This window comes from Bradyrhizobium sp. WYCCWR 12699, assembly GCF_032144035.1.
Classification (GTDB): Bacteria; Pseudomonadota; Alphaproteobacteria; order Rhizobiales; family Xanthobacteraceae; genus Bradyrhizobium.
The window spans coordinates 136,083-148,241 of record NZ_JAVTJN010000021.1; the positions used below are offsets into that span (position 1 = coordinate 136,083).

11 protein-coding genes are annotated in these 12,159 nt (G+C 61.2%); 9 read left to right on the forward strand and 2 right to left on the reverse strand.

Going from position 1 to position 12,159, the window contains the following annotated elements:
• The 9 genes from RPS27_RS09775 to RPS27_RS09815 all read left to right on the forward strand — a co-directional run.
• Window positions 1-311: transposase domain-containing protein (locus tag RPS27_RS09775; protein ID WP_313753977.1), on the forward strand; the 311-nt coding region annotated here is incomplete at its 5' end.
• 218 nt (window positions 312-529) lie between these two features.
• On the forward strand, window positions 530-1,783 hold the full coding sequence (locus RPS27_RS09780; protein ID WP_232995598.1) for a Tm-1-like ATP-binding domain-containing protein: 1,254 nt from the start codon (window positions 530-532) through the stop codon (window positions 1,781-1,783).
• Window positions 1,713-2,600, forward strand: a complete 888-nt coding sequence (locus RPS27_RS09785) for a phosphoenolpyruvate hydrolase family protein (RefSeq protein WP_232995597.1) — start codon at window positions 1,713-1,715, stop codon at window positions 2,598-2,600. Before RPS27_RS09780 ends, RPS27_RS09785 begins: the two co-directional genes overlap by 71 nt.
• A 36-nt stretch (window positions 2,601-2,636) precedes the next feature.
• Complete coding sequence (locus RPS27_RS09790; protein ID WP_128929737.1) at window positions 2,637-4,415, forward strand: FAD-dependent oxidoreductase; 1,779 nt, start codon at window positions 2,637-2,639, stop codon at window positions 4,413-4,415.
• 105 nt (window positions 4,416-4,520) lie between these two features.
• Entirely contained in the window at window positions 4,521-5,933 is a 1,413-nt protein-coding gene (pyk, locus tag RPS27_RS09795) for a pyruvate kinase (protein ID WP_128929736.1), read from the forward strand.
• 132 nt (window positions 5,934-6,065) lie between these two features.
• On the forward strand, window positions 6,066-7,073 hold the full coding sequence (locus RPS27_RS09800) for a PAS domain-containing protein (protein WP_128929735.1): 1,008 nt from the start codon (window positions 6,066-6,068) through the stop codon (window positions 7,071-7,073).
• Between the two features lie 184 nt (window positions 7,074-7,257).
• Entirely contained in the window at window positions 7,258-7,623 is a 366-nt protein-coding gene (locus tag RPS27_RS09805; RefSeq protein WP_276575823.1) for an aldehyde dehydrogenase family protein, read from the forward strand.
• Between the two features lie 273 nt (window positions 7,624-7,896).
• On the forward strand, window positions 7,897-8,274 hold the full coding sequence (locus RPS27_RS09810) for a CidA/LrgA family protein (RefSeq protein WP_128929733.1): 378 nt from the start codon (window positions 7,897-7,899) through the stop codon (window positions 8,272-8,274).
• Window positions 8,271-8,993 (forward strand): LrgB family protein, encoded by a 723-nt coding sequence (locus RPS27_RS09815; RefSeq protein ID WP_128929732.1) that lies wholly within the window; start codon window positions 8,271-8,273, stop codon window positions 8,991-8,993. The genes RPS27_RS09810 and RPS27_RS09815 overlap by 4 nt, the downstream gene beginning before the upstream one ends.
• A gap of 706 nt (window positions 8,994-9,699) precedes the next feature.
• Here the strand turns inward: RPS27_RS09815 and istB are convergent.
• Together istB and istA are read right to left on the reverse strand one after the other, a co-directional pair.
• Window positions 9,700-10,542 carry an IS21-like element helper ATPase IstB gene (istB, locus tag RPS27_RS09820; protein ID WP_128955095.1) on the reverse strand — a complete coding sequence of 281 codons (843 nt, stop codon included), beginning with the start codon at window positions 10,540-10,542 and terminating at the stop codon, window positions 9,700-9,702.
• Entirely contained in the window at window positions 10,539-12,029 is a 1,491-nt protein-coding gene (istA, locus tag RPS27_RS09825; RefSeq protein ID WP_128929730.1) for an IS21 family transposase, read from the reverse strand. Before istA ends, istB begins: the two co-directional genes overlap by 4 nt.
• Between the last annotated feature and the right edge of the window lie 130 nt (window positions 12,030-12,159).

Consider the following 12,159-nt stretch of genomic DNA (forward strand, 5'->3'; position numbering starts at 1 on the left):
ACTTCGTCCGCTTCCTCGACGATGGCAGGATCTGCTTGACCAACAATTGCGCTGAGCGTGCATTGAGAGGCATTGCCTTGGGAAGGCGCAACTGGACCTTCGCTGGCAGCCAACGTGGCGCCGACCGTGCCGCTATCATGCTGACGATGATCACGACCTGTCGCCTCAACGACGTCGATCCCAAGGCTTGGCTCGCCGACGTCCTCGCCCGGATCGCCGATCTTCCCACCTCGCGTCTGCGCGAACTGCTGCCCTGGGAATGGAAGCTCCTGCACCAAGCCGGCAAGTCCGCCGATCAGCAAGCCGCCTGACCTTCACGCAACGCCATCGTAGAACTCGCCGTGCTCGCGCGCATGCGTCAATCAGGCGGCCTTCGTCGTATGCGTACACTTGAAAAGCCCGCGCGCACGTAGCTCGAACTTCGGGAGGAGGCTACCCAATCTTACCCACTTAGACGCTTTGCGGTCTTATACGCCGATCCCGCTCGGTCTAGACCTCGCGTTGGTCAGAATGATCTAGGAGAAAAATCGTGTCTCACCATTGCACGGACGGCCAGGGGGCGGTCCGGGATGGTAGCCTGTCCGAGCTTTCGAACGCAGTCGCGATTGTGGCTACGCTCGATACCAAGGGCCGCGAAGTCTCCTACTTGGCCGATATCATCTGTAAGTGTGGCCGCAAGACCGTCCTGATTGACGTCGGCACCTCGAAGATTGCGCCCCGGACGAATCAAGCAGGCGGTCATAGCGTTCGCGTCGCCTCGCCCGCCGAGCTCTTGAAAGAAATCGCCGCAACAACACGCGGGAAAGTTCGCGATCTGCTGGCATCAGGGGCCATCGGCGCGATCGTCGGGGTCGCCGGTGGGAAGGGGAGTGCGGTGTTCGGCGAAGTCGTATCTGATTTGCCTTATGGCTTTCCCAAGCTGCTCGTGAGCAGCGCAAGGCCAGCACTTCTCGCCGAATTGGCGGTCCACAACGACATCATGCTCTATCCGACATTGGTCGATCTCTTCGGGATCAATGCGTTTACCGAGCGGGTCTTGCAGAATGCAGGACAGGCCATCGCCGCCATGCGCTATGCGCCCGCCAAAGCTGCGCGAAAGACGAAGATCGTTGCGATCACGGCCTTCGGAGTGACGACGCCGGCGGCAACTCAGTGCGTTGGGCGCCTCGGCAAGGCCGGGGTCGACGCGATCGTCTTTCCTGCAAACGGGGCGGGCGGCCGCAAGATGGAGCAGCTGATCGCGGCCGGCGAATTCGATGCTGTGATTGATCTGACCACAACCGAACTCGCCGACGAAATCGTGGGTGGCACCGCGAGCGCCGGGCCGGATCGGCTCAAGGGAGCGGCAGAGCAATCAATACCGCATGTTATCGCGCCTGGCGCGGTGGACATGGTCAATTTTGGTGCGCCATCCAGCGTTCCTGATCAATTTCGCGGCCGGCTATTCTACTCCCATACACCGTACACGACGCTGATGCGCACAACCCTCGCCGAGAATACGAGCATCGGCCGGCTTACGGCCCAGCGGCTGTCGTTGGCAGAAGGGCCTGTCATGGTCCTTTGGCCGGCAAAAGGCGTCTCCGACTATGACCGCGACGGCGGCATCTTTCGAGATCCTGATGCGGACCGCGCGTGGCTCGATGCGCTTAAGGACAATCTGCCGCCCAAGGTTACGGTCCGCGAATTGAACTGTCACATCAACGATCCCGAATTTGCGGAGGCGGCTGCGAGATGGATCCTCAAGCAATTGGGCAAGAAGGCTGATGGCGATGCGAATGTTTGAGCGAACCGAAATCCTGGCCAAGATCGCAAACCAGGTGGCGGAGCGAAAAGCCATTCTTGCCGCGGGCAGCAGCTGTGGTCTGGTTGCGAAATGTGCAGTGCTCGGGGGCGCGGACATGCTGGTCGTCTACAGCACCGGGCTGTCGCGCCTAATGGGACTTCCGACCAGCCGGATCGGCGATTCCAATGCGCGCACGCTCGAACTTGCCTCGGAAGTCCGCAACGTCGTTTCTTCGGTGCCCGTGATCGGCGGCATTGAGGCATGGGATCCCCTCCGGCTCGATCTTGATGCCCTGCTCGACAAATTCTGGTCGGCCGGTTTCTCCGGCGTAATCAACTATCCGACCATCTCCACGATGGGCGACAAATGGCGCTATCGCCGCGGGCGCGTCGGACTAGGCTTCGAACGCGAAGTCGAGATGATCGCGGCTGCGCGCAAGAAGGACATCTTCTCGCTTGCCTATGTCGCGAGCCCTGACGACGCCAAAGCGATGGCGGGCGCAGGTGCGGACTGCATCGTCCCTCACGTAGGAGCCACCCGAGGCGGGCTCGTCGGCCATGAGGAAGGACAGCCCATCCAAGAGGCGATCAGGCGCATCAACGACATCAGCGACGCCGCAAGGAGCGTGCGCTCCGATGTGATCCTGCTTTGCCATGGCGGTGCAATCGCGGAGCCGGAGGATACGATCGTGGTGTACCGATCAACGCAATGCGTGGGTTTCGTTGGCGCCTCGTCCATCGAAAGAATCCCGATCGAACGGGCAGTGAAGGCGGCGGCTGAGGAGTTCAAAGCCGTCCCGCTTCCGCGGCATCACTGACGTCAGCTCCAAGAGAACACTCGCAGCGAGGCTCGAATGAATAACCCGATGGGCCAATCAGGCAAGGGAAAGACCGTCGCACTCGCCCGAGAGGGGAGGCCGGAGCACAATTGGGCAACCGACGTTCTCGTGGTCGGTAGTGGTGCGGCCGGGCTTTCGGCTGCGCTCTATGCAGCAAAGGCAGGACTGCGCGTCACTGTCTGCGAAAAGTCGGCGCGGCTTGGCGGCACGACAGCTCTCTCCAATGGAATGATCTGGGTTCCTTGCTCGAACCAAGCGCGCTCGGCGAAGATCGACGACTCGCTTGCGAAGTCGAAGACCTACCTGCAACATGAACTTGGCACATATTACCGGTCAGGCTTTGTTGATGCCTATCTCGAGGACGGCCCGGCTGCGCTCGCCGCCCTTGAGAACGGGACTGAAGTCAAGTTCACGCTGGCCTCGGCCCCCGACTACCATTCAAGCCAGGTCGGCGGAGTCGATAAGGGCCGGGCACTGAGCCCCGCGCCTTATGACGGACGGCTTCTTGGCAGCGACTTCGATCTGATAGGCAATCCCATCCGCGTTGTGCTCGGCGGAATGATGATCTCATCGAGCGAGGTGAGAAGCTTCCTCAATCCGTTTCAATCCTTTGCCTCGCTCAGGCACGTCTTGCGCCGCGTCAGCCGCTACGCGCGTGACCGGCTTGGCCACAGGCGCGGCACCGAGCTCAGCGGAGGCAACGCCCTGATCGCGCGCTTGCTTGTGAGCCTGCGCAAGTACGGCGTCGAGATATGGCCGGAATCCCCGCTCGTAGAGTTGATCAAGGAAGAAGGCCGCGTCACCGGCGCGGTCGTTAAGTCGGCCGATTCCGAGATTCGCGTGCGCGCTTCCCATGGGGTGATCCTCGCAACGGGCGGGTTTGCGCGTAACGCGCAATTGAGAGCCGAGCTCAGTGGCCCCCACCAGCACGACGACACGCTCGCCCATCCCGATGCGACAGGCGACGGCATCTCTCTTGCGACAAGGCTCGGAGCGGCAATCGACAACAATGTTGCCTCTGCCGGCTTCTGGACGCCCGTATCGATTCTGAAGAGCGGCAGTTCCTCGCAAGTCGTTCCCTACGGCTGGCTCGACCGCGGCCGTCCCGGCGTCATTGCCGTGGGGCCAGATGGAAAGCGTTTTGTCAACGAATCCAATTCCTATCACGACATCTGCTTGGCGATGTTCAACGGTGGGTATCCGGCAGACAAGCGGTTCTATTTCATCTGCGACCACGACTTCGTACGGCTGAGAGGGATGGGGCATTTGCTGCCATGGCCATGGACCTTGAGCATCGGGAAATATGCGCGCCTTGGCTACATCAAGGTCGCCCGGACGATTCCAGAGCTTGCGAAGCAGCTGGGATTGGAGTCCGCCGCGCTTCAAAAGACTGTCGAAGAACACAACGCGCATGCGTCTGAGGGGCGCGATCCGCTGTTCAATCGCGGTGAATCGGCTTTCAATCGCACGCTCGGCGATTCGGCCGTGGGCAAGAAGAACCCAAACCTTGGGCCAATCAAAACCGGCCCGTTCGTCGCACTCCCAATCGTTCCGGCAACGCTCGGCACTGCAACCGGATTGGCAACCGACACTTGCGGGCAGGTATTGGACGGTCAGGAAAGGCCAATTCCAGGACTCTATGCTTGCGGCAATGACATGACCTCCCCGATGCGTGGGATCTATCCCGGAGCAGGCATCACCATTGGGCCAGCCATTGTGTTCGCGTACCGGGCCGTCAACAGTATCGTTTCCTCGACGCAGCAAGAGAAAGCTGCTGCCGCTTCGGGAGCGTGATGTCGACTTGGGAATGGCGCGGGCGAGGCGCGTGATAAACCCGGTATTGGCAACAGCTATGAGCGCCGATCCCTAACGTAGCCCATTGCACAGGATTCAATTTTGATGCGTCGTTCGCGCCACGCCAAGATCGTCGCAACCCTCGGTCCGGCCACAACCGAGGCTAACAAAATCCGTGATCTCTATCTTGCAGGCACAGATACCTTTCGCCTGAACTTCAGCCATGGCAGCCAAGACGACCACGCGCGCGCGTTTTCGGCGATCCGCGCGCTCGAGCAAGAGTTCGGCCGTCCCATCGGAGTGCTACAGGATCTGCAAGGCCCGAAAATCCGGATCGGCTTGCTTGAAGAGGGCAAGCTATGCCTGCATGCTGGAGAGAGCGTCCGCTTTGTCCTCGACGGAGCAAGAGGTGGAAAGCAGGCAATCCCTCTGCCGCATCCGGAAATATTTGCAGCTGCGCATCCAGGCCAAAAGCTGCTCATCGACGACGGCCGTGTGCGCCTGAGCGTCGAAAGACCGGGCGATCGCGAAATGGTCGCGCGCGTCATTGTCGGCGGCCCGATCCGCGATCATAAGGGCGTAAACCTGCCGGGGGCGTCGCTCGATATCTCGCCCCTCACCAAGAAAGATCGCGCCGATCTCGCCTTCGGCCTGGAGCTCGGTGTCGACTGGGTTGCGCTGTCATTTGTTCAGAAGCCTTCAGACCTGATCGAGGCGCGGGCCCTCATTGGTGAAGCAGCGGGCCTCGTCGCCAAAATCGAGACGCCCATGGCGCTTGATCGCATCGACGATATCATTCAGTTGTCAGACGCTCTCATGGTCGGGCGCGGTGATCTCGGGGTCGAAATCCCCCCAGAAGACGTGCCTGGCCGGCAAAAAGAACTCGTCCGCGCCTGCCGGCTGGCCGCAAAGCCCGTGATCGTCGCAACCCAAATGCTCGACTCTATGGTGGCGGCGCCGACGCCAACGCGCGCGGAAGCCTCAGATGTTGCGACCGCCATCTATGATGGCGCCGATGCCGTGATGCTGTCAGCCGAATCGGCAAGCGGCGCCTATCCCATCGAGGCCGTCGCCATGATGGATCGCATCATCAGGAGTACAGAGCAGCATCGTCTCTACCGGTCCCTGATTGAGGCCTCACGAGTTGACGAGGAGAATACGCCTCCGCATGCGGTCGCTGCCGCGGGTGCAGATCTTGCAGCCACCATCGAGGCCAAAGCCATCGTCGGCTTCACAGCCAGCGGGACGACCGCGGCCCGCATCTCGCGCAAGCGGCCGCCGGTTCCGATCCTTGCTCTGACGCAGGATGAAAACGTGGCGCGGCGCATGTGCCTGTTGTGGGGCGTACACAGTGTGGTGGCCAGCGATCCCTCTGGCTATGAGGAAATAACCCAGATCGCCGCCGTGGCGGCCCAGCGGGAAGGTTATGCGCGGTCGGGCGACCTGGCGGTGGTGGTTTTTGGCCTGCCATTCGGACATAGAGGCGCGACAAACAATCTCCGCGTGGCTGCCTGCTAAGAAGGACAAGGTCATTTGCCGTGAACCGTCGGGCGAGGCGTCTTGGTTGCGGTCGGGAGGAGGGCGAGGCGTCAAAGATGATCGCGCGCGAGATGCACCGAACTCGGCCCCAGGTCCGGCCAGGAGCTCACATTGCCTGACTTCGAGAGCGGCCTCAGCCTTGCAAATGTCCTTCCATTCTTGGAAGAGAAGCTCTCTGTCGGACTGTGGCGCAGCGACGGCAACGGCCAGATGCAATGGTCCCGTGGCCTTTATGAGCTATTTGGGCTGGATCCGCGTCGAACTACGCCAGCATACGCGGAAATCGAGAAAAGGATTCATCCCGATGACCGCAGCAGCATGCGCTGTTTCGGCGCACGGGAGCTCAATCGATCGTTGCTCGAGGGTGAATTTCGTGTCATCCGTCCGAACGGAACTTTGCGCTGGATCCACGGCCGGGCCGAACCGCTGCTCGATGAGGCCGGCAAACCAGAGTGCATTCTTGGGCTCGCGCGCGATATCACTGAACAGCGCAATCTCTTGGACGCGCTCAAAGTAGAAGCGGAGCGCTACAGGGCATTGGCTGAGATCTGTCGGGGTTTCCCATGGACAAGCAGTAGCGATGGTCGCCTCACTGCAGTTTCCAATGCGCTAGAGACTGCCGAAGATCATGGATCACGTTTCAAGGACTGGATCGGTCTCATCCATGAGGATGACCGCGAGGCAGCTCTAAGAGAGTGGGCGGTCTCGGTCGAGACAGCGCAGCCTTATAACGTCGAATGTCGCTTGCGCCGGCCGGACGGCATCTATCGCTGGCACCAGGGCGCGGCGGTGCCCCTCAAGAACAGCGAGGGTGGCGTTCGAGAATGGCTCGGCACGTGGAGCGACGCACACCATGATATACTCGCGCGGGAGCGAAGAGGGGCCTCAAAGGTCACGGGGAGGCAACTGCGTGCAGCGCGTGGAATGTTAAACTGGTCGGTAAAGGAGCTAGCGGAGCGAGCGGGCGTGTCTTCCGCGGTCATTCGGCGGCTGGAGGAGTACAATGACACTCCCCAGATGTCTGATGAGCTGATGGAAACGTTGCGGAAGACGTTTTCTGAAGCGGGAATCGAATTTACGTTCCCTGTGGTTGGCAAGCCCGGTGTCCGGCCGCGATAGCCGGTGCAGACCCAACGGCCTCTGATGACTACTCCCCAGCTCTCTTTCTCGTCTAGCTACCCCGAAACTTCGGCGAACGCTTCTCAGAGAACGCGTTCATTCCTTCCTGGTGGTCGCAGCCATGGTGAAGGCATAGCGGATTGCCTGCTGCTCGAATTCAATGCCCTATCAAGAAAGGTCTGAAATGTGGCGAGAAGGGCCGACTTGGCGAACTACGATAGAAGCTTGGCGCATCAAGGTCGGAAATGTGTTCGAGAAGGATACGCGAATGGGGGACAACTCGCCAATTCGCGGCTGGCCGATGCGATGGAGAGCTTCGTTGCCGGCGCTGTCAGTCCAGCGCGGCGCATTCTTGCAGACCGATGGCAAGCGCATTGGCAACGAAGGGTTCTTCGTCGAGTCAACGGTCCTGACGGGGACCTCGCCCGAGGCGTGTATCATGAATGAAGAGTCGTTTGGCCGCTCGCGCCAGATCATTGCATTCAAGAGCTACGACGAGGTCGCCGAGGAGGCCAATCGACGGCTTGTGCCTTCGGGGCCGACCGCTTGAAAGCGGTATGGTGTCCATCAAATACCTAGCTTGGCGCTTTCAGAAGTCCCGTTCGGAAACATCAGGGATTCCAGCTACGGTTCGTAAGGCGGGGTGGAAGCAATCGAGGGATATCTCAGTACTAAGTTCGTGATCCGGGCGAGCACCTGATGTGGTCAGAAGCCGTCTCGGACTTGAGCAAATCGAAGAAGGGGCGGTCGGTTCTCGACCACGCGGCCATGGACAATTTTTCGGTAGCTCCTCCTGATATGAATGTGCCGCTCAGGGTGTTTCATGCTTGCAAGTCTCAGTCTTATCTTGCTCTGCCAACTCGCCGGCGAAGTCATCACCCGGGGCCTCGGCCTACCGCTGCCAGGTCCCGTGCTCGGGCTCCTGCTCTTGCTGATTCTGCTGCTTGCCCGTGACAGATTTTCAAGCATCGCTCGAGGCCCACTACGAAATAGCGGCGTGGAAACAGCAAGCAAGGGGCTGCTCAAGCATCTGTCGCTCCTGTTCGTCCCAGCCGGCATTGGCGTCGTGGAAAAGCTCGATCTCCTCGCGACGCACGGGCTCGCTATAATATTGATCCTTGCTGTCTCGGTCATGGTGACTTTGCTTGCGACGGTTCTGACGTTCCGCCTTATCAGTCGGCTGTTCAGCGAGGCACCGTGAAGGACAATCCGTTCTCCCTCTGGGTCTATCTCTCGCAATCCCCGTTGCTTTGGTTGACGGTCACCTTGCTGGTCTATGCAATCGCGGATGCCGTGTCGCTTGCGCTTCGCCGTCATGCCCTTGCCAATCCCGTGCTGCACGCGGTCTGGATCATCGGCGCGTTTCTATTCGCAACTGGCACGCCGTATGCGATCTATTTCGGCGGAGCGCAGTTCGTGCATTTCCTGCTCGGCCCGGCAACCGTCGCGCTCGCGGTCCCGCTATACGAAAATCGCAAGATTGTCCTTGCCTCGATCGTGCCGATGCTGGCAGCGCTCGTTGCGGGCTCGGTCACGGCCGTCTTCTCGATTGTGCTGCTTGCGGAGGCTGCCGGCCTGCCTCGCGAGGTGATCCTGTCCCTTGCCCCGAAGTCGGTAACGGCCGCGGTCGCAATGGGCATCAGCGAAACGCTGCAGGCGGATCCGTCTCTGACGGCAGTCGCGGTCATCCTCACCGGGATCATGGGAGCGACCGTTGTCACGCGATTGATGAACCGTACCGGCATCACCGATTTTCGGGCTCGTGGCTTTGCGGCAGGAATCGCCGCGCACGGGATCGGCACCGCGCGAGCATTTCAGGTGGACGAGGTGGCTGGCGTGTTTTCTGGAATTGCTATGAGCCTAAACGCACTAATCACATCTTTCCTCGTACCGCTAGCGCTCACAGTGCTAATGAGATGAGCGTCGGGTTTTTGTATCGGCTCCGCACTAGCTCGCTATCGATCTTGATGGTTGATAGCGTCACTGGCCCGATCTTCACTGGGCCGGGGCAGTCCACCCTACGCACTCACAGAATAGGTTCCTTGAACCCAATCGCGTAGGAATGGACGCCCCGGCGCTGTGAGCGCAAGTGCGGCTGCCTCCTGAACCGGATATTTGCCACACAAGCCTGCAATTTGAATTTACTACTCGTGGGCAACGATTGGTACCATGCAGCGCCCGACGCCACGGAAGCTGTCGTTGGCTATCGCCCCCGCCCATACGGCCATAGTGCTGGACGCATTTACTCGCCGTCAGGGACGGTTTGCAGGGATTCCGACGGCGACAGTTCCAACTGAAGCTGTCCGATCTTGTCGACAAGTCCTCACGAGATGGCTGAAGGCCTGGAGGTGTCGCGCCATTGCCCGTTTGCCGCCCGGAGTGCACGCACTTCATCGGACTCGCACGAGCCGGAGAGTGACAACTACATCGTCCTCAACAAGGGATTTGATCTTCCATGGCAGAATTGGAAAGTATAAGACCGGCGGGGATATCGCAGGTATGCAGGTATGGCGCGACAATCAGGATGAGAGCGGCGCGTCAATCAAGATGAGACGAGGCGGCCGAGTCAGAAGATAATTGACGCTGGCTGCGGGCTTGGCAAGGCTTGATTGACGCTGCGCGACAATCAAGCGGCATTGCCAGCGTCAGTCACCGCCTTCTCGAGTTCATTTGGAGTGGCGTGAACCGGCGGCCGGCCTGGACCGCGCCTGCGATCGAGAGCAACTTTTCGACGGTAGCTCTCGACGTTCATCTCGAGGATCGTGGCGTGGTGCACCAGGCGATCGATCGCCGCCAGTGTCATCGCCTGATCGGGGAAGATACGCCCCCATTCGCCAAATGGCTGATTGGCCGTGATCAGCAGCGAGCGTCGCTCGTAGCGGGAGGCGATCAGCTCGAACAATACGCTGGTTTCCGCCTGGTCCTTGCTCACATATGTGATGTCGTCGAGGATCAGGAGGTCGTAGCGGTCAAGCTTGGCGATTGCGGACTCCAGCGCCAGCTCGCGCCGGGCCACCTGCAGCCGCTGCACCAGATCAGTGGTACGTGCAAAGAGAACGCGCCAACCGTCCTCGACGAGAGCCAGGCCGATCGCTGCGCCGAGATGGGTCTTGCCGCCGCCGGGTGGACCGAACAGCAGCAGATTGGCGCCGGTCTTCAACCAGACGTCACCGGCGGCGAGCGCCATCGCCTGTGCCTTTGACAGCATAGGCACGCTCTCGAACTCGAACGTGGCGAGCGTCTTGCCGGCGGGCAAACGCGCTTCCACCATGTGTCGTTCGATGCGGCGGCGGGTGCGATCGGCTGCCTCGTGCTCGGCAAGGGCCGCAAGGAAGCGGGCGGCGGGCCAGCCTTCCTTGTCCGACTGCGCGGCGAGCTTCGGCCAGATCGCCTTGACGCCGGGCAGGCGCAACTCATTGAGCAGCAGCTCGACGCGGGCGGCATCGATGGAGGTAGCTCCGCTGGTCATGCTGCTCCTCCCAGGTTCGAGTGGGCCGACACGACGCTGACGGAGGCCAGCTCATCGTAGACGTCGAGCGACGCCAGCTTGACGGCGACACTCGGGATCGAGGCCGCCTCGGGTCGGAAGCGATCGCGCAATGCCGCAAGATCGGGTAACCGTCCGGCATCGAGAGCGGTCGCGATCGCCTCGGCGAGCTCGGCTTCGCAGGCTCGCTCATGGGCCAGAGCCAGAAGCTCGACCGTCACCTTGCAGGCGCGCCGGTCGTCGCCATGCTCCCGCAAGGTCTCGAAGAGGCGCTTGTAAGCCGCGCGCGGGAAGAGCTGATCGCGATAGACGAGATTGACGAGCGCCATCGGCTTGCGCCGCAGGGCATGGATGACGTGCCGATAATCAACGACATGCCCGCCGTGGTTCTCCGACACAGGCCGCCCGCGCCGCAGCGTCCCGACCGGCGTGACGCCGAGGAAGCATTCGAGCCGGTCGTCGAAGATGCGCACACGCAGGCGATGGCCAATCAGTCTTGAAGGCACAGTGTAGAACACGCGCCGCAGGATGAAGCCGCCTGACGACGTCACCGGGATCACCTTCTCCTCGAAGTCGGTCGTGCGGCCTTTCGGCAGTGGCGCCAGTGCTTCCTTTTCGAGCGCGATCCGCTTAGCGAGGTTGGCGTTGCGCCGGCCGACAATCTCGTCGACAAAAGCCCGGTAGGCATCGAGACTGATGAAGTCGCGCGTGCCCCGCAGCAACAGCGCATCCTCCAGCGCTCGTTTGAGATGACCGTGCGCGCTCTCGATCGAGCCGTTCTCGTGTGCAATGCCCGCATTGTTGCGCGTTGGCGCCATGCCGTAGTGGCCCATCAGCGCGGCGTAGCGCTGTGTCAGATCCTCCCGCGCGTCGGCCGCCAGATTGCGGAATGCTGCCGACAGGCTGTCGCTGCGATGCTCCCGCGGAACGCCGCCGAGCGCCCACAGGGCGTTCTGCAAGCCCTCGGCCAGGGCGACGAAGCTTTCGCCGCCGAGCACGACATGGGCATGCTCAAAGCCGGAGAACGCCAGCCGGAAGTGGTAGAGCCGGTGATCGAGCGTCTCACCAGCAATGGCAATGCCGAGCGGGCTTGTATCGGTAAAGTCGGACAGACCCAGACGACCGGGCTCGTGCTCCTGGCGGAAGATCACGTCCTGTTCAGGGCCATTGAGCGCCCGCCAGGCATTGATGCGCCGCTCCAGCGTGCGTCGGATGTTGGGGTTGAGGTCGGGATGCCGACGGCGCAGCTCGTCCAGCACGCCGATCACGCGGATGCCGGGCGCAGCCTTCAGGATCGGAACGATCTCGGCGTCCCAATAGGGCACGAGCGGATCGGACCGTCGCCGGCCTCTCGGCACCTTCTTCTGCGATGGCAGGCGCAAATCGTCCTCGATCCGATACGCGCTCGCTTTCGAGAACCCCGCCTTGGCCGCCGCGGCCTCGGGAGACAATGTCAGTCGGTAGGTCATGTACAGCCTTCTGTGGTTGCCGCCCGCAATGCAAGAAGTTTCTGACCCTTTGGCGTGTGATCGAGTGCGGTCTTCTGTCAGGCCTTCCTTTACGGCATTTTCAGAAGCCGCTGGCCGGTATGGTGATCCG

Coding starts and splice junctions, on each gene's coding strand:
- RPS27_RS09790 (WP_128929737.1), top strand. CDS start 2,637: ATGAATAACCCGATGGGCCAATCAGGCAAGGGAAAGACCGTCGCACTC.
- pyk (WP_128929736.1), top strand. CDS start 4,521: ATGCGTCGTTCGCGCCACGCCAAGATCGTCGCAACCCTCGGTCCGGCC.
- RPS27_RS09805 (WP_276575823.1), top strand. CDS start 7,258: ATGTGGCGAGAAGGGCCGACTTGGCGAACTACGATAGAAGCTTGGCGC.
- RPS27_RS09810 (WP_128929733.1), top strand. CDS start 7,897: ATGCTTGCAAGTCTCAGTCTTATCTTGCTCTGCCAACTCGCCGGCGAA.
- istB (WP_128955095.1), bottom strand. CDS start 10,542: ATGACCAGCGGAGCTACCTCCATCGATGCCGCCCGCGTCGAGCTGCTG.
- istA (WP_128929730.1), bottom strand. CDS start 12,029: ATGACCTACCGACTGACATTGTCTCCCGAGGCCGCGGCGGCCAAGGCG.